Source organism: Streptomyces sp. NPDC101225, from assembly GCF_044767585.1.
Lineage (GTDB): Bacteria > Actinomycetota > Actinomycetes > Streptomycetales > Streptomycetaceae > Streptomyces.
In genome coordinates, this window is the sequence record NZ_JBIWOE010000014.1 from 70,322 (window position 1) to 94,109 (window position 23,788).

At 72.1% G+C, this 23,788-nt stretch carries 24 protein-coding genes; 11 read left to right on the top strand and 13 right to left on the bottom strand.

The annotated features are described in order from the left end of the window. Positions 1-136: 136 nt before the first annotated feature. Genes ACIRPX_RS21070 through ACIRPX_RS21085 form a run of 4 tightly spaced genes read left to right on the top strand, consistent with a single transcriptional unit; the run spans position 137 to position 2,908 of the window. Positions 137-1,378 (top strand): NAD(P)/FAD-dependent oxidoreductase, encoded by a 1,242-nt coding sequence (locus ACIRPX_RS21070; protein WP_404196590.1) that lies wholly within the window; start codon positions 137-139, stop codon positions 1,376-1,378. A gap of 44 nt (positions 1,379-1,422) precedes the next feature. Continuing rightward, positions 1,423-1,746, top strand: a complete 324-nt coding sequence (locus tag ACIRPX_RS21075; RefSeq protein ID WP_404196593.1) for a TusE/DsrC/DsvC family sulfur relay protein — start codon at positions 1,423-1,425, stop codon at positions 1,744-1,746. Between the two features lie 15 nt (positions 1,747-1,761). Next, positions 1,762-2,235, top strand: coding sequence for a DsrE/DsrF/DrsH-like family protein (locus tag ACIRPX_RS21080; RefSeq protein WP_404196595.1), 474 nt, complete (start codon positions 1,762-1,764; stop codon positions 2,233-2,235). Position 2,236: 1 nt separating this feature from the next. Next, positions 2,237-2,908, top strand: a complete 672-nt coding sequence (locus tag ACIRPX_RS21085; RefSeq protein WP_404196597.1) for a PIG-L deacetylase family protein — start codon at positions 2,237-2,239, stop codon at positions 2,906-2,908. Positions 2,909-2,957: 49 nt separating this feature from the next. Here ACIRPX_RS21085 and ACIRPX_RS21090 read toward each other — a convergent pair whose 3' ends face one another. Further along, entirely contained in the window at positions 2,958-3,563 is a 606-nt protein-coding gene (locus ACIRPX_RS21090) for a class I SAM-dependent methyltransferase (protein ID WP_404196600.1), read from the bottom strand. A gap of 648 nt (positions 3,564-4,211) precedes the next feature. Then, the gene (locus ACIRPX_RS21095) at positions 4,212-5,042 is read right to left on the bottom strand and encodes a hypothetical protein (RefSeq protein ID WP_404196603.1); all 831 of its coding nucleotides are present in this window, start codon (positions 5,040-5,042) and stop codon (positions 4,212-4,214) included. 471 nt (positions 5,043-5,513) lie between these two features. Here ACIRPX_RS21095 and ACIRPX_RS21100 point away from each other — a divergent pair, with 471 nt between their 5' ends. Continuing rightward, entirely contained in the window at positions 5,514-6,431 is a 918-nt protein-coding gene (locus ACIRPX_RS21100) for an SCO1860 family LAETG-anchored protein (protein ID WP_404196605.1), read from the top strand. 236 nt (positions 6,432-6,667) lie between these two features. Here ACIRPX_RS21100 and ACIRPX_RS21105 read toward each other — a convergent pair whose 3' ends face one another. The 3 genes from ACIRPX_RS21105 to ACIRPX_RS21115 form a co-directional block, all read right to left on the bottom strand. Next, a complete protein-coding gene (locus ACIRPX_RS21105) occupies positions 6,668-7,132 on the bottom strand; it encodes a peptidoglycan-binding protein (RefSeq protein WP_404196608.1) in 465 nt (154 codons plus the stop codon). A gap of 325 nt (positions 7,133-7,457) precedes the next feature. Continuing rightward, entirely contained in the window at positions 7,458-8,870 is a 1,413-nt protein-coding gene (locus tag ACIRPX_RS21110; protein ID WP_404196611.1) for a Cys-Gln thioester bond-forming surface protein, read from the bottom strand. 230 nt (positions 8,871-9,100) lie between these two features. Continuing rightward, the gene (locus tag ACIRPX_RS21115; RefSeq protein ID WP_404196613.1) at positions 9,101-9,367 is read right to left on the bottom strand and encodes a hypothetical protein; all 267 of its coding nucleotides are present in this window, start codon (positions 9,365-9,367) and stop codon (positions 9,101-9,103) included. Positions 9,368-9,772: 405 nt separating this feature from the next. On the opposite strand from ACIRPX_RS21115, the gene ACIRPX_RS21120 reads away from it, so the two are divergent. Continuing rightward, positions 9,773-10,300 (top strand): hypothetical protein, encoded by a 528-nt coding sequence (locus tag ACIRPX_RS21120; RefSeq protein ID WP_404196616.1) that lies wholly within the window; start codon positions 9,773-9,775, stop codon positions 10,298-10,300. Positions 10,301-10,729: 429 nt separating this feature from the next. Here the strand turns inward: ACIRPX_RS21120 and ACIRPX_RS21125 are convergent, their stop codons facing one another. Both ACIRPX_RS21125 and ACIRPX_RS21130 read right to left on the bottom strand, forming a co-directional pair. Then, positions 10,730-12,130, bottom strand: coding sequence for an ATP-binding protein (locus ACIRPX_RS21125; protein WP_404196619.1), 1,401 nt, complete (start codon positions 12,128-12,130; stop codon positions 10,730-10,732). Continuing rightward, entirely contained in the window at positions 12,127-12,813 is a 687-nt protein-coding gene (locus ACIRPX_RS21130) for a response regulator transcription factor (protein ID WP_404196621.1), read from the bottom strand. The genes ACIRPX_RS21125 and ACIRPX_RS21130 overlap by 4 nt, the downstream gene beginning before the upstream one ends. Positions 12,814-12,969: 156 nt before the next feature. On the opposite strand from ACIRPX_RS21130, the gene ACIRPX_RS21135 reads away from it, so the two are divergent. From ACIRPX_RS21135 to ACIRPX_RS21150, 4 genes are all read left to right on the top strand, one after another. Continuing rightward, the gene (locus tag ACIRPX_RS21135) at positions 12,970-13,539 is read left to right on the top strand and encodes a hypothetical protein (protein WP_404196624.1); all 570 of its coding nucleotides are present in this window, start codon (positions 12,970-12,972) and stop codon (positions 13,537-13,539) included. Between the two features lie 133 nt (positions 13,540-13,672). After that, the gene (locus tag ACIRPX_RS21140; protein WP_404196627.1) at positions 13,673-15,961 is read left to right on the top strand and encodes an MMPL family transporter; all 2,289 of its coding nucleotides are present in this window, start codon (positions 13,673-13,675) and stop codon (positions 15,959-15,961) included. After that, the gene (locus tag ACIRPX_RS21145; protein ID WP_404196630.1) at positions 15,958-16,671 is read left to right on the top strand and encodes a hypothetical protein; all 714 of its coding nucleotides are present in this window, start codon (positions 15,958-15,960) and stop codon (positions 16,669-16,671) included. Before ACIRPX_RS21140 ends, ACIRPX_RS21145 begins: the two co-directional genes overlap by 4 nt. A 174-nt stretch (positions 16,672-16,845) precedes the next feature. Then, the gene (locus ACIRPX_RS21150) at positions 16,846-17,934 is read left to right on the top strand and encodes a helix-turn-helix domain-containing protein (protein WP_404196632.1); all 1,089 of its coding nucleotides are present in this window, start codon (positions 16,846-16,848) and stop codon (positions 17,932-17,934) included. 62 nt (positions 17,935-17,996) lie between these two features. Here the strand turns inward: ACIRPX_RS21150 and ACIRPX_RS21155 are convergent, their stop codons facing one another. The 6 genes from ACIRPX_RS21155 to ACIRPX_RS21180 all read right to left on the bottom strand — a co-directional run bounded on the left by ACIRPX_RS21155 (position 17,997) and on the right by ACIRPX_RS21180 (position 22,584). Further along, entirely contained in the window at positions 17,997-18,746 is a 750-nt protein-coding gene (locus tag ACIRPX_RS21155; RefSeq protein ID WP_404196634.1) for a D-Ala-D-Ala carboxypeptidase family metallohydrolase, read from the bottom strand. A gap of 34 nt (positions 18,747-18,780) precedes the next feature. Then, positions 18,781-19,197, bottom strand: coding sequence for a hypothetical protein (locus ACIRPX_RS21160; protein ID WP_404196637.1), 417 nt, complete (start codon positions 19,195-19,197; stop codon positions 18,781-18,783). Positions 19,198-19,242: 45 nt separating this feature from the next. Further along, positions 19,243-19,638: a hypothetical protein gene (locus tag ACIRPX_RS21165; protein WP_404196640.1), complete on the bottom strand. Its 396-nt coding sequence runs from the start codon at positions 19,636-19,638 to the stop codon at positions 19,243-19,245. 25 nt (positions 19,639-19,663) lie between these two features. Beyond that, on the bottom strand, positions 19,664-21,010 hold the full coding sequence (locus tag ACIRPX_RS21170) for a GH25 family lysozyme (RefSeq protein ID WP_404196642.1): 1,347 nt from the start codon (positions 21,008-21,010) through the stop codon (positions 19,664-19,666). A gap of 277 nt (positions 21,011-21,287) precedes the next feature. Continuing rightward, on the bottom strand, positions 21,288-21,971 hold the full coding sequence (locus tag ACIRPX_RS21175; protein ID WP_404196645.1) for a hypothetical protein: 684 nt from the start codon (positions 21,969-21,971) through the stop codon (positions 21,288-21,290). Beyond that, positions 21,964-22,584 (bottom strand): SigE family RNA polymerase sigma factor, encoded by a 621-nt coding sequence (locus ACIRPX_RS21180; protein ID WP_404196648.1) that lies wholly within the window; start codon positions 22,582-22,584, stop codon positions 21,964-21,966. Before ACIRPX_RS21180 ends, ACIRPX_RS21175 begins: the two co-directional genes overlap by 8 nt. Positions 22,585-22,993: 409 nt before the next feature. On the opposite strand from ACIRPX_RS21180, the gene ACIRPX_RS21185 reads away from it, so the two are divergent. After that, entirely contained in the window at positions 22,994-23,677 is a 684-nt protein-coding gene (locus tag ACIRPX_RS21185; RefSeq protein WP_404196651.1) for a sigma-70 family RNA polymerase sigma factor, read from the top strand. Positions 23,678-23,788 lie beyond the last annotated feature (111 nt).

Here is a 23,788-nt window from a genome sequence, read left to right on the forward strand (position 1 = left end):
CGAGGCGCGGAGCCGCGCACCGCCTCACCTGAGCGAGCCGGGACCCGTGAAGGGGCCGAAGGTATACCCGGGTGGGTACCCGGCCAGGGACCAGCGGCCCATGTCTCGCTCCCACCCCGCGCACGACAGTGGGGGCATGGGCAAACACATCGTGATCCTCGGCGGCGGAACCGCCGGCACCATGACGGCGAACCGCCTGTGCCGCACGTACGACGAACGCGAGTACCGCGTCACGGTGGTCGATCAGGACGACGACCACCTGTACCAGCCGGGGCTGCTGTTCGTGCCGTTCGGGCTCGCTGAGCCGCGGCACCTCGTGCGTCCGCGCCCCCGGCAGCTGGACCCGGCCGTCGACTACAAGAGCGTACGGATCGAGCGGGTCGACCTGGACGGGAGGACGGTGCATCTCGCCGGCGGCATCCGGCTGGGCTACGACGTGCTCGTGGTCGCCACCGGGGCGACGCTGCTGCCGGAGGAGACCGAGGGGCTCACCGGCCCCGGCTGGGGCGAGAACGTCCTCACCTTCTACGACCTGCGCGGTGCGACCGCCCTGCACGACGCGATGGAGCGGTTCGACGGCGGCCGTATCGTCATCGACGTGGCGGACCTGCCGGTCAAGTGCCCCGTGGCGCCGCTGGAGTTCGCCTTCCTCGCCGACTGGTACTTCCAGCGGCGCGGCATCCGCGACCGGGTCGAGCTGACCTACGCCACCCCGCTGGACGCGGCCTTCACCAAGCCGGTCGCGGCCCAGGCGCTCGGCGGACTGCTCAAGCAGAAGGGCGTCGACCTGGTCACCGAGTTCGCGCTCGGCGAGGTCGACGGCGCCGGCGGCCGGCTGGTGTCGTACGACGGGCGCGAGGTGCCCTTCGATCTGGCGGTGGTCGTGCCGTTGCACGGCGGCGCCGCGTACGTGGGCCGCTCCGCGGGCCTGGGTGACGAGCTGGGCTTCGTCCCGGTCGACCCGCACAGCCTCCAACACCCCGACCACCCCGAGGTGTTCGCCATCGGCGACGCGGCCGGTCTGTCGGCGTCGAAGGCGGGTTCGGTGGCCCACTTCGAGGGCGAGGTGCTGGTGCACAACATCGGCCGCTTCCTCGCCGGGCAGCCGTTGGACGCCTCCTTCGACGGGCACACCAGCTGCTTCGTGGAGACCGGCTTCCACAAGGCCCTGCTCATCGACTTCAACTACGACACCGAGCCGCTGCCCGGTCACTACCCGGGCCCCGTCGGCCTGCCGCTGCTCAAGGAGTCGCACGCCGGCCACCTCGGCAAGCTCGCCTTCGAGTGGCTGTACTGGCACAGCCTGCTGCCCGGCCGGGACATGCCCGGCATCGGCTCGGCGATGCCCGAGCGCGGCAAGAACCACCGCCCCGTCTGATGCGTCCGTCCGACGCGTCCCCGCGAGAGAACAGGATTCCCGTCATGGCCACCGCCACCGCCACCTACGCCGGCACCCCAGTCCCCGTCGACGACGAAGGCTTCTTCACCGACCCGGCCCGGTGGACCGAGCCGATGGCCGAGCAGATCGCCCGCGAGAGCGGCATCGAGGCGCTGACCGACCGGCACTGGACGGTCATCCGCTTCATGCGCGCCCAGTACGCGGCCAAGGGCACCGGCCCCACCGTCCGCGTGCTCGGCAAGACGTCCGGGGTGAGCGTCAAGGAGCTCTACCAGCTCTTCCCCAAGGGACCGGCGAAGACCGCCGCGAAGATCGCCGGTATCCCCAAGCCCCGCGGCTGCATCTGAGGAGAAAGAGCCGTCATGGCCGACACCGCCACGATCGAGAAGGTCTCGATCATCGTCTCCAAGGGCTCCCTGGAAGGGATCTACCCCGCTCTGATCATGGCCAACGGCGCCCGCGCCGAAGGCATCGAGGCCGACCTGTTCTTCACCTTCTTCGGCCTCGACGCCATCTCGAAGAAGCGCTGGGAACACATCAAGCTGGCCACCGTCGGCAACCCCGGCCTGCACCTGCCCACCCTGCTGGGCGGCCTGCCCGGCGTCCCGGACATGGTCACCCACGCCATGGAACGCAAGATGGACAAGCTCGACATCCCGCCCATCCCCGAGTTCATCGAGATGATCGCCGACACCGGCGCCGGCATCTACGCCTGCAAGGCGTCCGTCGACCTCTTCGAACTCGACAAGGACGACCTCGTCGACCAGGTCCAGGACATCATCACGGTCGGCGAGTTCTACGACCGTGCGGCCGGCAGCCAGATCATCTACACCTGAGATGGCCGCCACCGGATCCGGCCTGCCGGACGGAGTAACGCGCGTGCTGGCGGTGGTCGCCCATCCCGACGACGAGTCGTTCGGGCTGGGCGGCCTCCTGGCCCTGCTGTCCGACTCCGGTGTGCCCGCGGCGGTGCTCTGCCTCACCCACGGCGAGGCGTCCACCCTGCACGGCAGGCCCGGCGACCTCCACGCGGTACGCGCGGACGAACTCGCCCGCGCCGCACGGGAACTGGGCGTCACACGGGTGGAACTGGCCGGTCACCCGGACGGCGGCCTCACCGGCATCCCGCCGCACCGGCTCGCCGCGGAGGTGACCCGTCTGCTCGACGAGCAGCGCCCCAGCCACCTGCTCGTGTTCGACGAAGGAGGAGTCACCGGGCACCGGGACCACCAACAGGCCACGAGGGCCGCGCTGTCCGCCGCCCGCCGGGCCGACGTCGCGGTCCTGGGCTGGACCCTGCCGCAGGACGTGGCGGACCGGTTGAACGAGGAGTTCGGCACGTCCTTCAGCGGCCGGGACCCGGCCGCGTGCCGAGTCGTGGAGCCGGTGCCACGAGGGCGGCAGCACCGGGCCATCGCCTGCCACGCCAGTCAGGCGTCCGGCAACCCGGTGCTCTGGCGCCGTCTGGAACTCCTCGGCGACCGCGAATACCTGCGGATTCTCCCCTGACCCGGAGATCAGGTGGCAGACGAAGCGCGCCGTGACGCCCTCGTACCGGTCAGGTCCGTACGGCGTGGACGAGCGCGTCGAGGGCGGTGCGGCCGGCGCCCTCGGCGTCGGTCACCGGCCGGTCGACCGTCTCCGCGCGCAGGATGTCGGCGTGCGGCCGCCACAGGTCCGCGACCTGCTGGGCGGTGTACAGCACACGCGGATCCTGCGGGCCGCCGTGACCGTGCCGCGGATTGGCCGCGTCATGCCCGACGAGCAGGAGGGAGCCGCCCGCGCGCACGGCGGAGACGGCCCGGGTCAGTACCCGTGCCATGTCCGGCCACGGCAGGTGCAGATAGGCGACCAGTGCCAGACCGTACGTCGCCTCCGGTGGCTCCCAGGCCATGAGATCGGCGTGGACGGTCCGCAGCCGCACACCCCGTTCCGCGGCCATCTGCCCGGCCTTCTCCAGCGCTACGGCGGAGAAGTCGACGGCGTCCACCTCCCAGCCCCGTTCCGCGAGCCAGACCGCGTTGCGTCCCTCACCGGCGGCGAGGTCCACTGCCCGCCCGGCCGGTTCCAGACCGCCCAGCACCTCCTCGACGAAGCGGTTGGGCGCCGACTTCCACACCAGTTCGCTGCTCCGGTAGCGCTCGTCCCAGCCGGCTGCGTCCATCGTGTGCACCTCATCCCTCCGCGTGAGCGGACTCGTTCCTCGCGGCGGTGTCCGCCTCTTGCCGTGCCGTTTCCCCACTCTGTATGCCGAAGCGCCCGGCCGGCCGGGGCGACGCGCGTGTGACGGCCACACGGAGAACGTAGTGCGCGGGCGCCGCGGCCGGAGGGCGGGTTCCCGCGGCCGTGTTCCCCGCGGGCGGGGACGTCCGGCCATCTGTCGAGCGGCAGCCGGGCGGCAACGCGCGACGCGGAGGAGCGGGAGGGCGCGCGTCATGATCATGACGGCCGTGTGCAGGGGCGTGGTCGGCACGGCCTCCGCGGCATGGGGCGCGGCGCGAACGGCTCTCCGGCTGCTCAGCCGGGCGTGCTCAGCCGGGCGTGCTCAGGCGGGCGTGCTCAGGCGGGCGTGCTCAGGCGGAGGCGGCCAGACCCGGCCTGAACGCGACAGCAAGATCGCGGTGGAGGTCGCCGCGGGTGCCCTCGCCCGCTACGGCCTGCCGGCCGCAGGTCGGGAGGCGGGCACCGGAGGCAGCATCAGGCCGAGCGCCACGGCGGCGGCACCCACCTGGCCCACGGCGACGGGAGCCGTACGGGCTGCATCGCCGTCGCGCCGCAGGGCTCGAGACCGGGACGCGCTCGTGGAGCGGCGTCAGTGAGATTCCGCGGGCTGGTCCTTGGCCCACCACAAGAAGGCGGCGGAGTGCTGCTGGTTGGCGAAGCCTTCGCCGACGAGGGCGTGCAGGAGGTCGTTGCTCCACAGGATGAGCCGCCCCAGGGTCCAGTTCACCGACTCGGGTGCCGGCAGCTCCAGCCCGTAGACCGCCCGTGCGATCTCGCGCTTGCCACCCGCCTCCGTCGTGTACTTGAGGATGGACAGGAACCGCTCGGGGTGCACCACGCAGAGAACCCTGGTCAGGAGGGCTTCCTTGAACCCGGTCATCGCGAAGGGCCTGGTGCCCGACAGCAGTTCCTGCAGCCTGTCTTCGAGCGGCACGTCGGCAGGCCCGTACAGGAGGTGCTCGATCGTCCTGCGGGTCGCCTCCCCGGCCGCGGCGTCACCCAACTCGTTCCACGCGGAGTTGAAAGTGGCCTGGTTGCCCGGGTGGGCTCCGACGTCGGAGTTGGCGAAGTCCTTCAGGACCCTCGGATCGCATGTGCGCAACCCGTCGGCGGAGAAGATGTTCTGGTACTTCTTCCAGTACGCCGCCACCTCGGGGTCGAAGGCCGGCTTGGTGGCGAGATACTGCGCCTTGAGCCGGGCCGCTCGCTCCAGCCGTCCGGGTTCGACGTCTTCGGGCTTCGGGAAACGGGCCTGGAGGTCGAGGAAGGAGTAGGACGGCTTCTTCTTCGGGTCGACCGGCTCCTTGTGTTCCCACGTGTAGCCGCAGCGGTGCTTGACCATCCGGCGGCCGCCCTCAAGAGCGCGCACCACTTCGATGTCCTCGTCGTCGCTGCACAGCGGGCACATGGCCAACCTCATGGCTACCCCCACTCCCACGGCGCGGGTGGCCACCGTGCCCCCGCCCTGTCCGCCCAAGGGCCGCATTCTCGCACGCGTGCCGGTGGGACAGAGTGCGGGGGGCGGTGCCCGGGTGCTCCCGGGGCCGCCCTCGTCGGCGCGTACCTCCGATGAACTTCAGCAGCGGGGCGGCGACTTGCTGCCGAGGGGCGGCCTTCGCCGGGCCGGGACCCGGTGCCGGACGGCGGTCTGCGCCGGGCCGCACCCGCGGGTCGTTCGGACGGCGCAACCGGCGAGGCGAACTGGAGATCCGAAACTAACTCTTTGTGGCGAATGGGCATTTCGTGCTTGTCTGGCCGCTATCGGTGTCGACAGGATGAGTCTGGGCTGGTGCCGCCTCGTCGGATGCCGACGCGCGGCGTGCTCTCTCATCGTTCTGTAGTTTCAAGCAGGGGACTCGTCACCTTGAACAGCTTTGTCTCGCTCCCGTCCGTGACCGCGCGCGGTTGGGCCGTCTTGCTCGCCCTGGGAGCCTTCGCCGCCGGGCCGGCCGCACTGGGGACCGCGGCGTCCGCCCATCCCGGAGACGTGAAAAGGGGCAGCGCCGACGCGGCTGTCCTGCGTGTCGGCCTGGATGTCTCACGCCTCGGCGGACTCGGCCCCGTGCCCTTGCACACCTCGCTCAACGAGGTCCACGCTCCCGCGACGGCCGAGAAGAAGACGCTCGACATCAAGCTCGACGCGGTCGAGGGCGGTCGGCCCGTGAGCGTGCTACAGGCGGATGTCGCCACGGCCAAGGCGCAGGTCACGCACGACGCGGCCAAGGCGAGCACCCACCTCGTCCACGCGCGGGTACATGTCCCGGGGGTGCCGCTGCTCGCCCTGGTGGAGGTCGAGCAGGTGACCTCCACCGCGGTCTGCAAGGCCGGAGAAAAGCCCTTCGCCACCTCGGCGATCCCGGGCCCGGTCACCGTCCTCGGCCGACGGATCCCGCTCACCGTCAGCGGCACGCAGACGGTGGAGGCGCCCGGCGTCGGCACGGTGCGGCTCGACTTGTCGCGCACGGCGACGACCAGCCGTACCGCTGCGGCGACCGCGCTTCGACTGCACGTCTCCGTCGATCCGCTGAAGCTGAACGTCGCCAGCGTGGAAGGAACCGTCACCCTGGCGGAGGCGAGCTGTACCTCCGTGGCGGCGGGAGCCGCACCTGCGGAGGAACCGTCCACTGCGGCGACCCCGGCTCGTGACGACGCCCGTCCCCAGTCCGCCGGTGAGCACAGCGAGGAGAATCTCGCCGAGACCGGCACCACTCCGCTGACGCCCTACGTCGCCGGAGCGGGCGCCGTCCTCATCGTGGCCGGAGGCGGCGGCTTCGCCCTGGCCCGCGCCCGCAGCCACCGGCGCCGCTGAGCGGCGGTGCTGGGGAACCTCCAGCGTGGTGAGGCCGCCGGCCCGGGACCTCTGAACCGGCCGGAACGCGCGCTTGGACCACCGCCAGAGTGATACCTCCGGCACGGGACGAAGGTGGCCTGGACCTCACACGGTCCAGGCCACCGGGCACCTGATCAACGGCGCATGCCCGACTCACCTGGCACGCCCGGCCCCGACCGAACGGGCCGGGCGCACCGGACGGCGGTCGGGTCCGGTCAGCACCAGCCTCCGCCGAGGTTGGCGAACGCCTTCCACGCGGCCCTGGTCTTCGTTCCGGCGACGCCGTCGATGCCGCCGGTGTCGTAGCCGATGGCGACGAGGAAGCGCTGGAGCCCGCGGATGGTGTTGGGACCGACGACGCCGTCCACGGTGCCGGCGTTGTAGCCGCGGTCGTTGAGGAAACGCTGCCACGCCTTCCAGCTGTTGGTGCCGAGCTGGCCGTCGATGGTGCCGGGGTTGTACTTGCCGACAGGTACGGCGTCACGGACGTAGCACTGCACGCTCTTCCCCTCGGCGGTGTTCAGGCCGAGGTTGTTGACCGCCTGGATGCTGACGGTACGGGCGGGAGCCTGCTGGGCGGGCGCCGCGGTGGCCGCGGTCGCACCGGCGAGCGTGCCGACGCCCAGTGTGGCCGCGGTGACGGTTCCGATGACTGCTTTCGTGAGCCTGGTCAGGGCCATGGGTGAGTGTTCCCCCTGATACATGAGTGTTGTGAGTGGGCCGCGACGGCGGTGACCACGCGTCGAGGGTGCGGCCGGCCACCCCATCCACCGCCTCCTTACACGTTTGAATCTGGTGGTGGAGGGAGTGACTCAGTAGTCGCTTTCAGGTCAAACAGAACACTCGACTGACACGGGTGATGGCCTTTGGGCGCGTCGGTCCCGCGTGCGGTGAGGTCTTGGGGGAAAAGGCCGCCGCCGTCGGCACTCGATGAGTGTCCGACGGCGGCAGCTTCCCGGTTCAGGCCGGTTCAGGCCGGGTCACCGGGTGGGGTGGGGTGTCCGTTCAGGCGGACGGGGTGGAGCGGCGCTTGCGGAGGAAGAAGACCAGGCCGCCGCCGAGGATCAGCAGGGCCGCCGCGACGCCGGCGATGACCGGGGTGGCGCTGCTGCCACCGGTCTGGGCCAGGTCGCCGCCCGAGGTGTTGTCGTTCGTGGTGGTCGGGGCGTTCGGCGACGGGCTGGCGGAGGAACCGTTGCCGCCACCGCCGTTGTCGGAGGTCTTGCAGTCCAGGACGCCCTCGGTCTTCCAGGGGCCGAAGCCTGCCGGGCCCTCGACCTTGATGGAGTAGGCCTGGTCCTCGCCGACCTTCACCAGGACCTTCTCGGACTTGCCGGGCTGGACGGTGTGGCTCTCGCCGTTCAGCGTGAAGGTGAAGTCCTGGTCACCGCTGTTGGTGGCGGTCACCTGGACGCCGCCCGCGGTGCAGTCCTTGTCGAAGGTGACGGCCGGGATCGGGCCCTTGTGCTCCTTCGGCGCCCAGGCGCCGGTCGCGGTCGCGGAGACCGGCACGTCGGTGCTGCCCGCCAGGATCAGGGTCTGGCTCTTCTTGTCCACGGGGGAGAAGACCCGGCCGACCTCGATGCGGGTGGTGGTCGAGGCGTTGAGGGTGCCCTCGCCCTTGGCGGCGTCGTCCGGCACCTTGAAGAAGAGCTTGTCGCCGTTGGAGGCGGTGGTGGCGGGGTTGCCGTCGCCGTCGACGACGGTCACGCCGTCGGCCTTCGACTTGTCGTCGAGGCCGATGGAGACCTTGTCGGCGCTGGTGTTGACGGTGACCGGGCCGACCTTGTCACCGCTGGTGCCGGACACGCTGTTCGGGGTGAGCTGCAGCGACGGCAGCGGCTCCTCGGCGGAGCCCTGCTGCTCGGCCTGGCCCTCCAGCCACTTGGTGACCTTGTCGGCGGCGCCGTTCTTCGGGTGCGCGTTCACGCCGTCGGAGAAGTGCCAGATGGCGGCCTGGGTCGCGGCGGCCGCGGTGTCCTCGTCGAGCCGCTTGACACCAGCCTTCGAGGCCAGCTCGGCCGGCTGCACCACGGGGTAGGCGTGCTGCAGGATCCAGCGGATCTTGCCGAGGCGCTCCTTCTTGTCGGACAGGACCGAGTGGTCCCAGTCGCTCTCGGTGTACTTGGTGCCCTTCGACGTCGGGTTGTGGATGTCGATGCAGTAGGTCTCGAGGGCGCCGTCCTGCAGCGTCAGCCGGATCGTGCCGCCGGTCAGCCGTTCCTCGACCTTGCCCGACTCGTCGAGGATGTTGACGCGGCCACCATGGACGATGTTGCCCAGAACGGCGACGTTGGCGTCTCCGCCGTCGTCGGCCGAGGCCGTTCCGGCAAAGGCCAGACTTCCGGCGCACAGCAGGCCCGAGGCGAGCACGGCGACGGGGACGGACGGTACGGACCGCCCTCGAACACGGAACATGGATAGATCTCCTCCCGGCGGCCTCACACATGGGCACACCGCCGACATGCCACGCCCCCAGATATGCGCGGCTCGTGTTGGTCGGCGCCCATCCTAGGGAAGCCTGTGACGTGACGAACTACCGGGGCAGAAAAGACTAGTTGGGAATGCTTGGCCCTGAGAGCCGCAAGGGTCCGCTATTGCCGCGAGTTGTCTTCCTGTGGCGGACGAAGGGCGGCCGGGCGTGATCGTCAGGTGAGCCAGGTGCGGGCCGCGAGGGTCAGGGTCTGGATGCCGGTGGTCCGTGTGGGCTCGACGACCGGAGCGAAGTGGGGCGAGTGGTTGCTCGGCAGTGAGTCGACGTTCCCGGACGCGAAGTCGGCCAGCGCGGTTTCCCTGTCGCGTCCGCCCCAGAACCAGAAGACGGCGGGCACGTCGGCGGCTTCGCCGAAGATACCCACGTCCTCGCTCGCGGCGACCAGCGGCATCGGCAGGGTCCGCTGCGGCCCGAGGGCCACCTCTCGCGGGTCCGGGCCGGCAGCGTGGCCGCGCCCACCAGACAGACGGCGTGCATGACCGGGACTTCGCGTCCCTCGGCGTCGGTGGCTCGCACCGTGCTCGCGTAGGGCAGGCCGGTCTCCTCCTCGACGGGCAGGGCGTCGAAGTCGGCGCGCAGCATGACCACCGGTCCGCTGCCGTTCCGCAGGCCCGCCGGTCGCGCGCATCGAACTCTTCCTCAGTACAGGTGTGTTGCACCACAACCATCCGGCGGTCCCGGTGGTCCGACCTGATGACCGAAACACGTGGACAGCGTTCTTCGTGATGTTCTCCATCTCTTGACGGCGCTCTGCCCTGAGATGTCGCTGCCCGCGCCGGCTTCACCGTCCTGCGAGTCACACACCAAGAAGTGGGGGAACTTCCACATGCGTGCTCGATCCGTCCTGGTCGTGGCGGCGGCTTCCGCCTGCGTCCTGCTGCCGGCGGCCTCCGCGGTCGCCGGCACCGGTCCGGCTCCGTCGCCCAACAAGCACAGTCTGACCGCCCGTTCGACCACCCCGTCCGAGACCGGCAACCCGCTCAGCGCCAAGGCGCAGGCGGCAGGCGTCTGTTCGGACGCCTATCAGATCGGAGCCACCGCCTACATCAACCGCGGTGGCGCGCACGTCGCCTCCGTGAAGCAGTTCTACTCGCCCAGGTGCAAGGCGAACTACGGCTACGTCTGGGTGTGGCAGAGCTTCCGCAGCAAGATCAAGGACTACGACGTCAGCACCGGGGTGTACAGCTACGCCCGTGACGAGGTCGTGGGCCAGGACTGGTGGAACGCCACCAACAGCCAGGAGTTCTGGTCCCTGCCCGCCGACACGGTGGCGGAGTGCACCGCGGCGATCGGCACGCTGCGTGCCCCGGGCGACCCCGTGCCGGGCCAGGCCACCACGGCCAAGCGCTGCTGACGCAGGGCGTGTTCCGGTGGTCCCGCCTGTGCTGCCGGCGGACGGCGCCGCTGTCGGAACGCGCCTGGCTCCCGCCCTCCGAGCCCCGGCCGACGCGCGACGGCCGAGGCCCGGAGGGCTCCTGCCGTGACGCGGCTCCTGCCGTGACCCGGTTCCTGCCGTGACCCGGCTCCCGAGGTGACCCCGGGCGCCGGCTGCTCGGGTGGGCCGCGGACGCCCGGGTGCCCGGGCTCCGCGCACGACGGCACCGCCGGGCCGGCGTTTCACCCGGCGGCACGGTGGGGGCCCGCCGGACCACCGGGCCCCGCTGACCTGAGGTCCGTCGTCCCCGCGTCGCCGCCGGCACCGTATGGACGCAGCGACCACGGTCGCAGCGGCGGCGACGCGGGCCGCCCGCCGAAGGGCCCGCGCGCGGGAGCCCTCCTGTCGTCAACTCCTCCGGCCCCCGCCGGGCGTGTGGTGCCCAGGGGCCAAGGGCGGCAGCCGGACGGTGAAGCAGGCCCCGCCCTCGGGTCCGTGGCCCCGTACGGCGATGGCGCCGCCGAGGCGGGTGGTCAGGCGGTGGGCGATGGCCAGGCCCAGGCCGCTGCCGACGGGGCGGACACCGCGGTAGCGCTCGCTGAGAGCTCCGCGTTCGAAGGCGACCGCCACGTCGTCCTCGGTGAGACCGGGGCCGCCGTCTCGCACCTCCAGCAGAGCGTCGGGACCCTCCGCGCGCAGGGCGATGACGAGAGGCTTTCCGGCCGGGGTGACGCGCAGGGCGTTCTCGGCCAGTCCGTCGAGAAGCTGGCGTACGCGGATGCCGTCGGTGGTGAGAGCGGGCGGAGGGTCCGGTCGCTCGACGCGGAGGTCGACGTCGTGCTGGGCGCAGCGGGCTGACCAGGCGGTTACGGTCTCCCCGACCAGGTCGCCGAGGTCGACCTCGGCGATGTCGAGGCGGAAGTCGTCGGCTTCGAGGCGGGCCAGGGCCAGCAGGTCGCCGACGAAGTGTTCGAGTCGGTCGATCTCGGTGCGCAGGATGCGTCCGGCCGCGGGCACCTCGTCACCCGTGATGACCGCGTCGGCGAGGGCCTCGGCGTATCCGCGCGCGGTGGTCAGCGGGGTGCGGATTTCGTGGGAGACGGAGAGCAGGAAGTCGCGTTGCCTGCTCTCACTGTGGGCCAGCGCCGCGTCCAGGGTGTTCAACGCACCGGCCAGTTCCGCCACTTCGGCCGGTCCCGCGGCCGGGACCGTCAGCCCGCGCTCACCCGCCGACAGCCGGTGCGCGGTCCGCGCTGCCAGGACCACCGGGCGGGCCAGGCGCCGACCCAGGAGCGCGCCTCCGAGGACCGCGCCGGTCAGACCCAGCAACAGGGGCAGTGCGAGCGCGCCGCGCATCCGGCCGGTGGCCTGGTCGACGGCGCTCATGGGCTGGGCGAGGACCAGCCCGCCGCCGGTGGCCGTGGGCACCCCCTCCACCACGACCTGGTGGCCGTCGAGCCGGGCCGTCGCGGACACGGCGTGGCCCGAGAGCAGCGCCGTGCGGCGTCCGGCGTCGAGGACGGACGCGGCGGGCCCGTCCACCCCGCCGGAGGGCCGGACGAGGGCGAGGCTGATGTCGTCGGGTCCGGCAATGCGCTGCTGCCGGTCCAGCATCCACGAGGCCAGGGGAGGGGTACGGGCCAGCACCCGCGCCTGGCGGGACAACTGGTCGCGTTCCTGGGCCTCGGTGTTCGTGCCGATGATCCGCCAGGCGAACAGGCCGGTCACCAGCACGGCCACGGCGGCCACCGCGGTGGTGAGCAGGACGATGCTGCGGGCCAGGGAGCCGTGCGGGCGTGCGATGCTCACCGGCCGCCGTCACTGACGCTGTAGCCCACTCCGCGCACCGTGCGCAGGGGACTGGCGTTGCCGAGTTTGGCGCGCAGCTGGGAGACGTAGACGTCCATCACACGGGTGTCCCGGTAGCCGGCGTAGCCCCACACCTGCGCGAGCAGCTGTTCGCGTGTGAACACCTGACCGGGGTGCTGCATCAGGAAGGCGAGCAGGTTGAACTCGGTCGTCGTCAGCTCCACCGGCCGGTCGTCGACGTGCAGGGTGCGACGGCCGGTGTCGAGCACCAGGTGCCCGACCCGGCGCACCGGGTCCCGGTCCGGGCCGGCGGCGCGCCGCAGCAGACTCCTGACGCGGGCGACGAGCTCCTGCGGCGAGAAGGGCTTGGTGAGGTAGTCGTCGCCCCCCAGTTCCAGGCCCAGGATGCGGTCGGTGACCTCGTCCCGGGCGGTCACGAACAGCACGGGCGTCCAGTCGCCCTCCTCGCGCAGCCGGCGGCAGATCTCCATGCCGTCCATGCCGGGCAGCGCGATGTCCAGCACGATCGCCGCCGGGCGCAGCCGGCGGGCCGCGGCCAGCCCGGCATGGCCCTCGGTCTCGACATGGACGCCGAAGCCTTCCCGGCTCAGATAGCGCCGCTGCAGGTCGGCGATGTTCCGCTCGTCCTCGACCACCAGGACGAGCCCTTTGCTCTCCGGCATGTGCCTCTCTCTTCCGGCCCGGCCTCCGATGCTAACCAGCCGGGCGGGGCGCGGGCCCGCTCACGACCAGCCCTTACACGCCCCGAACATGCGCCGAACGTTCCGCTCGCATGCCCCGGCCAGGCTGAGGCCGCCGTCGAGCAAGGGGAGAACACCGTGATCCGCGTCCGTACCGTCCTGGCAGGACGGAGGCATGTCGTCGCACCCGCCGTCGCCACCGCCGCCGTGACCGCGCTCGTCTGGACGGCGTCGTCGTTCAGACCTGCCGGCACGGCCGAGGTGAGCGGCTCGGCGGGCCCGGCCGGTGTCCGCAGCGTCTGTCTCGCCACCACCGGCGCCCGGGACCTGCCCGGTCCTTGGTCTCTGCCCGGTCCTTGGTGCCCGCCCGGCGCCCGGTACCTGCCCGGCCGCCTGCCGACGGCCCTCCGCGCCGACCTGGGCGAGCTGGTCGCCCTGCGGCCGACGCAGCGGCAGAGGGCGGCGGCGCGGATCCGGCAGGACGCGCTGAAGGGTGCCTACGGCGCACGGATACGCCTCGCGGCCGGGAACTCACCATGCCGCTTCACGGCTCCACCCGCTCAACACACCTACGACATCAGGACGTTGGGTGTCCTGAACGGGTACGACCGGGTCGTCCGGCGGGCGGCTATCCGGGCCGAGGCGCTCTCCGGCGGACACGGACGGCAGGTCCGGCGCCGGGCCCGGGCGCACGGCGCCGCGCCCTGACGCCGCGATCCACCCTCACCCGCGCTCCGCACCACGACGCCGTGGGGCACCACCCCAGGTCGGCCCCCGGCACACCGCCCCGCCCAGCAAGGATCCGCACAGGGTCCGGCAAGGGCCTGACCAGGAACGATGCATGCCCCACGCCTCCGCAACGCCCCGAAACCCCGACCACCCCGACCACCCCGACCACGCCACAGTCTCCGCAGGCGTCGGCCGCCTGCACCGGCTCGGCCGCTGGTGCGCACGACGGCCGTGGTGGGTGATCGCCGGCTGGCTGATGCTGCTGCTCGCCGTGCTGGCCGCCGACCGCACCTGGGGCGGCACCTACGACGACGACTTCTCGCTGCCGGGCACCTCCGTGCAGGCCGGTGCCGACCTGCTGGACTCGCACGGATCCACCGACGTACGCGGCACCGCCTCCCAGATCGTGCTGCACACCGGCAGCGGCGCGCTCACCGCCCATCGGGACGCCGTCGCCACCGCGGTGCGCGAGCTGAGGAAGCTGCCCGGGGTGATCGCCGTGGCCGACCCGCTGCAGACGCCCGGCGCGGTCTCCGCCGATGGCGCCACCGGCATCATGACGGCCCGCTTCACCGAGAACCCCGCGCGCTTGGGGGCCGCCTACCTCGACGGAGTCGACGAGGCGGTGCACGGCCTGCGCGCCGACCACGTGGAGGTCGAATACGGCGGTCCCCTGGGGCAGTCGGCGCGCCCGAAGGCCGCGGACCGGCTGTCCGAGGTGATCGGCCTCGCCACCGCCGTGGTCGTGTTGCTGGCCGGCTTCGGCAGTCTGGCCGCCGCCGCCTTTCCGCTGCTCACCGCCGTGGTCGGACTGCTCGCCGGTATCTCCCTGCTCGGCCTGCTGGCCGCGGTGTTCACGTTCGGCAACGCCGCACCCACGCTGGCCACCATGATGGGCCTGGGGGTGGGCATCGACTACGCACTGTTCCTGAGCACGCGGCACCGCCGTCTCCTGCACACCCTCGACGACCCCGCCGAGGCGGCGGGCCGGGCCGTGGCCACCAGCGGCCGCGCCGTCATCGTCGCCGCGGCCACCGTCGCCCTCGCCCTGGGGGGCCTGTACGCCTCGGGGGTGACCTTCATCGGCACCCTGGGTCTCGCGGCCGGCCTGACCGTCCTGGCCGCCGCCGTCGCCGCCCTCACGCTCACCCCCGCCTTCCTCGGTGTCGCCGGCCGTGGCATCGACCGCTGGCGGGTGCGCACCCCGGTCGACGAACCGAGCGGTACCGCCGACACCTGGCACCGCTGGGCCGCGGTCGTGGGCCGCCGTCCCTGGGTGTTCCTCGCGGTCGGCACCCTCGTCTTGGCCGTACTGGCCGTCCCCGCCGCCTCCATGCGCCTCGGACACGTCGACAACGGCGCCGACCCCACCGACTACACCGACCGACGCGCCTACGACCTCGTCGCGGACGGATTCGGAGCGGGCGCCAACGGTCAGTTCACGATCGTCGCCGACCTGCGCGACACGCACGGCGACACCACCGCGCTGTCCGGGACGTTGCACGACGCGCTGGCCGCGACACCCGGCGTCGCCCAGGTGACCACACCCGTGACCAGCGGCGACCACGCCCTGCTGATCACCACCGTCACCCCGGACACCGGTCCTCAGGAGCAGGCCACCTCCGACCTGATGCACCGCCTGCAGGACGACACTCTTCCCGGCGCCCTCGCGGACGGGGGCGCACACGGCTACGTCACCGGCGTCACCGCCGCCCAGCTCACCTTCCGTGACGTCGTCGTCGACCGTCTGCCGCTGATCGTCGCGGTGGTGGTCGCGGCGGCCTTCCTCCTCCTGCTCACCGTCTTCCGCAGCCTGCTGGTCGCCTTCAAGGCGGCCCTGCTGAACCTGCTGTCGATCGGCGCCGCCTACGGCGTCGTCGTCGCGGTCTTCCAATGGGGCTGGGGCAGCGCCCTGTTGGGCGTCGGCGAACCCGTACCGGTGGAGTCGTACGTGCCGATGATGATGTTCGCCATCGTCTTCGGGCTGTCCATGGACTACGAGGTCTTCCTCCTCTCGCGCATCCGCGAGGCATGGCTGCACACCCGGGACAACCATCTCAGCGTCGCGACCGGACTGGCCGGCACCGCCCGCGTCATCACCTGCGCCGCGCTCATCATGACCAGCGTCTTCCTGGCCTTCCTGCTCTCCACCAACGTCGTGATCAAGATGTTGGCGCTGGGCCTCGGCGTCAGCGTCATCATCGACGCCACCCTCGTCCGGCTGATCCTCGTGCCCTCCACCATGTACCTGCTCGGGAAGGCCAACTGGTGGCTGCCGCGCACGCTGGACCGTCTCCTGCCGCACCTGGATCCCGAAGGCCCGCCGCCGGAAGGGGGAGTTGAGGCCCCGGAAGGGAAGACAGCCGCCGCGGTCCCGGCCACCCGGGGAGAGTCGCGATGATTCCCTCCGCGCTCCGGCGGCACCGGGCCGCGTCCGTGACCGCCGTCGCCCTCGCCGTCGTGCTGCTCGCCGCCGGCGTCACGGAGCTCGCCGCCCGCACGCTGCTGCACAGCCGCCTGGCCGCGGCGGCCGACCGGGCCCTGGGCAAGGGCAGCGAGGTGGACGTCGACGGCGGGTCGGCCGTGGTCGAGCTGCTCCACCGGCATCTCGACTCGGTGGCCATCGGCAACGACCACGCCACCCTGGGGCGTATCCCTGACGTCTCCGTCCATGCCCGCCTGACCGACGTTCGCCTGGCGGGCGAACGCTCGGCAACGGTCGCCCGCACCCACGCCGACGTCGAGATCCCCGCCACCTCGCTGCAGTCCATGACCAGCGACCGGGACAGCCGGCTCCCGGTCACGGCCGTCCGCTTCGACGACGAGGCCGACACCATCACCCTCGAACTCGGCGAGGGCGGGCTCGGGCGGGTGACCGTGCAACCCCGGCTCCAGGACGGGCGCGTGGCCCTGCACCTGGACAGTGCGGAGATCCTCGGCAGGGCCGCGCCCGCCCGGCTCGTCGACCGCATCCAGGCCGGGCTGACACAACGGACCGACGCCGCCTACCCCTTGGGCCTGAAGGCCACGACGGTCGACGTCACCGCCACCAACCTGTCCGTCGGCCTGGACGGAGGCCCCACCTCCCTGCCGGGCAAGGAGAAGCGCTGACGGCCCGCGCCCGGCGCCGCCGCGCCGACACCGGGCCACTTGCTCCGGCCTCGTCCTCAAATGGCCCTGCGCGTAGGCCCGTTGGTGGTCGTGTCCCCCGGTGAAAGAGCACTCCGGCGCTGGTTCGCGGTGTAGCTTCTACCCGTCAGTAGGGGTTTGATCAAGGGGGGACCTGTGGCTGCCTCTGCGCGTACCGAGAAATTCGCCGCCCACCTTCGCATGCTGAAGGACCGCAGCGGCCGGGGTTACGACCGCCTCGGCAAGGAGACCGGTGTCAGTGGTTCCAGCCTGCATCGGTACTGCTCCGGTCGCAGCGTTCCGGGGGACTACCGGGTGGTGCACGCCTTCGCCAAGGTGTGCGGCGCCAGTTCGGACGAGCTGCGCGAACTGCACCGGCTGTGGGCGCTGGCCGACAGCGACCGGGACGCAACGGCCGTGCCGGACGAGGAGACCCCGCGGCCACGGCCGGTGCGCGAGGTACCCGTTGCGCAGGGCGCACCTGCCGCGCCCGTGCAGCCGGCCCCGGGACCGCGGGACGACACCCTGCCGGAGCCGGCGTCCGGCCGCGGCCCGGTGCCGTTACGGTCCCGGCTCCCGGGACGGCTCTCCTCGCGGTTGGCGGTCCTGGCAGCCGTGGTCGCGGTGCTGCTGGTGGCCGGCTTCGTGTGGCTGCCCCCCGGGCACCCGGCAGATGCCTCTGCGGCGGCCGGCGAGAAGGTGCTGGACTCCCCGGCGTGCGCGACGGTGAGCATGGGACAGCACGACGCGTGCGTGCGCGAGGTCCAGAGCCTGCTGGTGCGCGCGAAGGGCAGGTTGGCCGTGGACGGGGACTTCGGGCCGGAGACGCTGCGCAGAGTGACCGCGTTCCAGGTGCTGGCGGGTGTGACGGCCCGGGGCGTGGTCGACGAGGCCACCCGGAAGGCGCTCTACGCGAGGAAGGTGAGCATGGCGACCTGGTCGCCGGCGAAGGTGGCGCGGCGGATCCGCGAGGTGTTCGTCGAGGACCCCGGTACCGCCGTGGCGATCGCCCGCTGTGCGTCGTTCCTCGACCCGCTGTGGGTGCTGCCCAACACCAACGGCAGCCGCAACTGGGGTGTGTTCCAGATCTCCGACGCCCGCCTGCTGGATCTCCACGGAACACCGCTGCGGGCGTTCGACCCGGAGTGGAACATCCAGGCGGCGCACCGGCTGTGGAGCGTCCGGCACGACTTCCACGACTGGCCCTCGTGCGAGGCGGCGCTGAAGAACACGCCGAAAGGCTGAGAAGCCGGGAGCCTCGGGTACCGTCACGACGGCACCCGAGGCTGCGGACGTCCCGGCCGGTGTCAGACCGTGCCGTTCTCCCACCACCAGGCACGCCCGAGGTCGGCCCTGCTGTCGACGTGCTGGTGGTCGGTGTTGTACGTCTCCAGTCCGGAGAACCCGGAGGTTTCTGCCTTCTGGTAGACGGTCTTGTTGGACACGCCGGGTACGTCGAGGTCGGCCGCGGTGCCGTACAGGTGCATGCTGTCGCTGGCGCCGCCGATGTCGGCGTTGTGCGCGATGCTGCGGAAGCCGGAGTTGACCGTGATCGGCTTGTCGCCCAGTTTCTTGCGCACGGCCTCCAGCTTGTACATGCAGCGGCGTACGTTCTCCTTCACCTGCGACGCGCTCAGCTTGCCGCCGCTGAAGGTGCCGCTCACCCGGTCCTCGAACTCGCTCCAGTTGAAGTGGAGCGTGGAACCGTCCGACTGCTCCAGGGAGTTGAGCTTGGCCTGGGTGTTGGGTCCGACGACGGCGTCGACACTGAGGCCGTACGCCGCCTGGAACCGGCGGACGGCCGCCGCCGTGCCGGGGCCGAAGTCGCCGTCGATGCTGACGCGGCTGTGGGAGGGGCTGTCCGCGGCCCAGCCGGCGACTCTGATCTGCAGCTCGGTCACGTCGGCTCCGTTTGCGCCCTGCTGCAGGGTGCGCGACCACGCGTAGGCCTGTGCGGTGCCGGAGAACAGCAGCTGGCCGAAGGCGACGCCGGCGCCGGCGGCCAGCGTGCCGCGGAGCATGGCGCGGCGGTTGAGGGGACGGAAGGAGGAAGCCATGGTCGTCCTTTCGGGAACGGTGCTGGGGGGCGCGTCAGTAGGCGATCTGGAAGGTGACGTTCTGTGCGTCGGTGTCGTAGGCGTGCACGCGCACGACGAAGTGGGTGCCGTCCTTGACGTTGGTGGCGATGGTTCCCCACTCCGTGCCGTGCGTGGTGTACGCGTCGCCGTTGTTGCACTTGGTGGTGTGGTCGACGAACACCACGCAGGCGTCCAGGTACACACCCGGCTCGTCCGTGATCAGCCGCAGGTTGATGTCGTTGCACCGTGAGGACGTGGTGTACGTGCCGTACTCCACGGCGGCCGGGGAGTAGTGGTACGTCAGCTGCCTGGCGCCGCCGTAGCAGCTGACGGCCGCGGCCGAGGACTGGGCCGAAGCGGGTGCGACGCCCGCTCCGAGCAGTGCGGCCGCGGTGAACAGGGCCGCTGCGAACGTTCTGTGCCGGATCATGGGGGTCTCCGTTGATTCTGCGTCGGATCGTGCGTGGGTGAGGGATCAGAAGGCGATCTGCAGGACGGCGTCGTCGCCCTCCAGGGGTACGCCGGCGGGCACCGTGAACTTGCTGCCGTCCAGGACGTCGGTGGCGATGGTCGTCCAGCTGCGGCCGACCTTGGTCCAGCGGTTGCAGGTGCCGTACTTCGCGAACTTCACACAGGCGTTGACGTAGGCGGCGGTTCCGCCGATGACGCGCATGTTGATGTCGGCACAGCGGGCCGTGGTCCAGTAGGGGCCGAACTCGAGCGCGTCTCCGTAGTGCACGGTGACCGCACCGCCGTAGCAGGTGGTCGCCGCGGAGGCGGTGGCGGCCGAGGCGGAGGCGGCCGTCGGAACGGTGAGGCCCAGGGCGATGAGCAGTGCGACGGGCAACGCCCGAGCGAACCGGGTGGTCATGCGGGTTCTCCTCTTCCGGCCGGGATCAGCGGTTGGCGAGCCGGTCCAGATCGGCCTGGGTGCCGTTGAACACGTCCGCGGTCGCCGGCGCCTGGATGCCCGGGAACAGCGCGGCGTCGGTGTACTGCCACATGGCCCAGGTCGTCGAGCCGGCGGGCACGGGCGGCTGGGTGATCGACCGGCGGTAGTCGGCGAGTTGCAACGGATACCGGGCGAAGGCCGTGGTCGACCCCATGCAGTCGTCGAGGAAGGACTTCTGGGTGTAGATGACGGGCGTGCGGCCGAAGGCCGCCTCCACCCGGTCGAGCCACGCCTTGGCGTCGCCCACCGTGCCGTAGGTGGGGCAGCGTCCGCTGCCGTCGTCCATGCGTTCCAGGTCGAAGACCGGCGGCAGGTCGCCCGCACGCCGGCCGGTGTAGCCGGTGGCGCGCACGGCGGCGATGAACCGGTCGGCCTGTGCGGCCCCCGTGTCGGGCGAACTGCCGGTGTAGAAGTGGTAGGGCGCGACGGCCAGTCCCGCGGCCCTGGCCCCCTGGAGGTCGGAGGTGAGGTACGGGTCGGTGACGTTCGTGCCCCGGGTCGCCTTGACCGTCGCGAACTCGACCCCCGACGCCCGTACGGCCTTCCAGTCGATCGGCGCCCCGCCGGGGTGCTGGTACTTGGCCGTGTCCAGGCCGTCGATCGGGTAGCCGGCGGGTCGCCGCGGCGTGCAGTAGGTGTCACGGCCGGACCAGTCCGTCAATGCGGCCCAGGTGTTGGGGCCCACCACGCCGTCGGCACTGAGGCCGGCGCAGTGCTGGAGCTCGATGACCCGCGACTGAGTCCCGCCGCCGAAGTTGCCGTCGATGGCCAGCGGCGGGTAGTGGAACGGCTCCATGGCCAGGTTGAGACGGCACTGAGCCTCCATGACCTCGGCCCCTGTCGCTCCCTGACGCAGCGTCGGGCGCGTGTCCGCGTGACCGCACACGGACGACTGCGCCGTACTCGACGTGCCCTGGGTGGCGCAGGTGTGAGGTTGTCCGGCCCAGGAGTTCAGCGCCGCCCAGGTCTTCGGTCCGAGCACACCGTCCACGGCCAGCCCGGCGCACCGCTGGAACTCCTCGACCCGGGTCTCCGTCCCGGGCCCGAAGGAGCCGTCGGCCGCGATGGGCGTGTAACGGCTCGGCTTGGTCGCCAGGTTGAGCTCGCACTGCGCCTCGATCGCCGCGTCCCCCGTGGATCCCCGTTGCAGGGTCGGCTGTGCGCTCGTGTGCCCGCAGACCGCGACCGCGGTGGCCGCGGACTCCGCCGCCTGCCCCACCGCGGGCCCGCACAGGGGCAGGACCGCCGCCACGGCGAGGGTCAGACCCCGCAGAAGCGTCCTCTGTCCCATCTGGTGTTCCCCTCTTGTGAGTTGGCCGGGAGATCCCGGCGCGGGCCATGCTGGCAGGGGGCGTGCCGCCCTGGACACCCTCGCTCCCCGATTGGGACGACGGGATGGAGGACCACCCGTGACCTGCGACGACTGACCGCTGCTGGGACGGACTTGGGACACCCGAGGGGCGCCGGGCGCGGTGTGTCCGCGAGGGGGCCGATGTGCGCGCGTGGGGTTCGACGCACGCGCCGGTGGGGGGTGCCGAGGCACGGCACCCCCCACCGGTCGCGCGGTTCTACTTGCAGTCGGCCCAGGCGCGGGCCAGGTCGGAGGGGATCTGCGGGATGGCGGCGCAGCCGCGCGGGTCACGCGGGAATCCGTCCGTGGCCACGTAGGTCCACTGGCCGTCCGGGGCCTTGGTGAAGTACTTCTCCTGGCCGCCCTCGTCCTGGAGCTGGACCTGTTCGCCCAGCACGGCGCCCGCGGTGGGGTCGAACCGGCTGGCCGCGTACGCGGTGTCGCCGCAGGTGCCGTAGTAGAAGCTGCCCTTGGCCGGGGTGATGTGCTGCAGACCCTGCTGCGAACGGCGGTAGGCCTGCGTCACGGCGTCCTTCACCGACTGCGGCACCACGAGGGACCGGCAAGAGGCGGCAGCCGTACTCGGGGGAGTGGTGGCCGGCGCGCTCGGCGGGACCTGGGTGGCGCCTCGCGTCGGGCCGGGAGTCCGCGACGGGGCCGCCGTCGTGGCGTCCGTGGTGGCCGAGGCAGGCGGGGCGGTGCCGCGGGAGGGCCCCACGACGGTGAGCACACCGCCTCCGACCGCGGCCACCACGGCCACGGCCGCCGCGACGGTGGCGATCCGGCGGCGGCGCAGCAGCCGGTCGCCGCGGGCACGGACCGCCTCGGCGCTGCGGGGTGTGATCCGCGCGGCGAACTCGGCGTCACCGGCCTTGAGGACGGTGTCGAATTCCTCAGTCACGGTGGGGCACCTCCTTGTCGGTCGAGCCGAAAGCGCCGTTGCGGACGGCGGCCGTGTGCCGGCCCGCGACCGGCAGTGCGGGATTCGCGCCGCCGGACGTCCCGGGTTCGGCCGCACCGGCGCGACCGGTGTCCCCGCCCGTCTCGGTCAGGTACGGGGCCATGGCGCGCCGGCCGCGTGAGAGCCAGGCCTTGACGGTGCCGGGCCGGGCCCCCGTCTCGTGCGCGATCTCGTCGACGGTCAGGCCGACGAGATGGTGCAGGACGATCGCCCGGCGTTGCGCGGCGGGGATGCGGCGTAGCGCGGACATGATGGCCACGTAGTCGACGCCGACGGCCGGGACGTCCTCGTCCGGGCCGCGGCGCCGGTGGGCGGCGAGCCGGTTGACCGCCTTGCGCCACACGCTCACGCGCAGGCGGTGGGCCACGGTGCGCACCCACGCCTCGGGGTCGTCGTATCCGGACACCTTTCCCCAGTTCTGCCAGGCACGGGCGAAGGCCTCCTGGACGAGGTCCTCCGCTTCGCTGCGGCTCCCGGTCATGGCGTACATCTGGCCGGTCAGCCGCCGCACGCTGCCGGTGTAGAAGGCGTCGAAGTCGTCTGGGTCGCGCACGAGCCCCCCTTCGGTGCTCTCGGGCGAGGGCTTTGCCTGTGCCCTCTCACCCGTTGCTCACGCCCGGGCCCGCGGACGGGTTGCACCCGATTCCGCATCGGTTGCGCCGGGCCGAGCTCTCGGTTGCCGCCGCCCGCCAGTGTGAGGGTTCGGCGAGGTCCGGTGGTTGCGGGGTGCCGGTCGAGGAGGCGCGCTCGTGCGAGCCGCGGGGCCCGGCATGCGGCGGGGCAAGCGCCGTGCCGTCGGCCCGCGGGCTGAGGGCCTGCGGCCGACGGGACGCCGCGCACTCGGCCGCCGGCGTAAGACGAAGGGCCCAGACGCCGCCAACACACCAATGGCGGCCGTCACCCGCGATCCGCACCGGCAAGCTCGCGTGCACGGCCGTCCGGACACAGGGAGGCAGCGACCAGTGATTCCGACTCCGACACCGGCGGGACGCGCGGCCGACGGCGGCCACGAGAGCCCGGCCCAGCGACGAACCCGGTTCGAGCGCGAGGCCATGGCGCACCGATCCTCCCTTCTCGCCACCGCCCGCGGCCTGACCCGCAACCCGGCCGACGCGGAAGACCTCGTCCAGGAGACACTCGCGCGGGCGTACGTGTCGTTCGACCATTTCCGACCCGGCACGAGTTTCGGCGCATGGACCCGGCGGATACTCCGCAACCACTACATCGACGCCTACCGCAGGGGGAAGGGCCGGCCACAGCAGTGCCCGATGGAGGACGTCGGTGAGCAACTGGCACTGCAGGGCGAGCACGGCCACCCGTCGCTGCGCTCCCCGGAGGCCGCCGTCATCGACCGCCTGACCGTCCAGGAGCTGATGACAGCGCTGCGGGAGGTGCCCCCGCCCCAGCGTGCGGCCGTCTATCTCGCGGACGTCGAAGGTCTCAGCTACCGGGAGGTCGCGGACCGCATGGCCACGCCGATCGGCACGGTCATGTCCCGGATCCACCGGGGCCGCAAGCGGCTCCGCTCCCTGCTCGCCGCGTACGCGCCCGAAGGCAGCGCCCTCCTCGCCGCCGAGCGCCGGCCCCGGGGTGAACCGCCCGTCGCCGACGCCCCGCGCCGGGCACTCGCGTCCCGCGCCGCCTGACGCGCCCCGTCCGGTCCACCCGTCGCACGGGGGCGGCCTGTCGCGCCGGTCCGGCTGCCATCCCGTCCGGCTCCCATCCCGTCCGGCTGTCCCCCGTTTGACTGCCCCCCG

Coding starts and splice junctions, on each gene's coding strand:
- ACIRPX_RS21155 (WP_404196634.1), bottom strand. CDS start 18,746: ATGGCTTCCTCCTTCCGTCCCCTCAACCGCCGCGCCATGCTCCGCGGC.
- ACIRPX_RS21085 (WP_404196597.1), top strand. CDS start 2,237: ATGGCCGCCACCGGATCCGGCCTGCCGGACGGAGTAACGCGCGTGCTG.
- ACIRPX_RS21170 (WP_404196642.1), bottom strand. CDS start 21,010: ATGGGACAGAGGACGCTTCTGCGGGGTCTGACCCTCGCCGTGGCGGCG.
- ACIRPX_RS21090 (WP_404196600.1), bottom strand. CDS start 3,563: ATGGACGCAGCCGGCTGGGACGAGCGCTACCGGAGCAGCGAACTGGTG.
- ACIRPX_RS21110 (WP_404196611.1), bottom strand. CDS start 8,870: ATGTTCCGTGTTCGAGGGCGGTCCGTACCGTCCGTCCCCGTCGCCGTG.
- ACIRPX_RS21075 (WP_404196593.1), top strand. CDS start 1,423: ATGGCCACCGCCACCGCCACCTACGCCGGCACCCCAGTCCCCGTCGAC.
- ACIRPX_RS21140 (WP_404196627.1), top strand. CDS start 13,673: ATGCCCCACGCCTCCGCAACGCCCCGAAACCCCGACCACCCCGACCAC.
- ACIRPX_RS21145 (WP_404196630.1), top strand. CDS start 15,958: ATGATTCCCTCCGCGCTCCGGCGGCACCGGGCCGCGTCCGTGACCGCC.
- ACIRPX_RS21165 (WP_404196640.1), bottom strand. CDS start 19,638: ATGACCACCCGGTTCGCTCGGGCGTTGCCCGTCGCACTGCTCATCGCC.
- ACIRPX_RS21105 (WP_404196608.1), bottom strand. CDS start 7,132: ATGGCCCTGACCAGGCTCACGAAAGCAGTCATCGGAACCGTCACCGCG.
- ACIRPX_RS21120 (WP_404196616.1), top strand. CDS start 9,773: ATGCGTGCTCGATCCGTCCTGGTCGTGGCGGCGGCTTCCGCCTGCGTC.
- ACIRPX_RS21070 (WP_404196590.1), top strand. CDS start 137: ATGGGCAAACACATCGTGATCCTCGGCGGCGGAACCGCCGGCACCATG.
- ACIRPX_RS21130 (WP_404196621.1), bottom strand. CDS start 12,813: ATGCCGGAGAGCAAAGGGCTCGTCCTGGTGGTCGAGGACGAGCGGAAC.
- ACIRPX_RS21095 (WP_404196603.1), bottom strand. CDS start 5,042: ATGAGGTTGGCCATGTGCCCGCTGTGCAGCGACGACGAGGACATCGAA.
- ACIRPX_RS21160 (WP_404196637.1), bottom strand. CDS start 19,197: ATGATCCGGCACAGAACGTTCGCAGCGGCCCTGTTCACCGCGGCCGCA.
- ACIRPX_RS21080 (WP_404196595.1), top strand. CDS start 1,762: ATGGCCGACACCGCCACGATCGAGAAGGTCTCGATCATCGTCTCCAAG.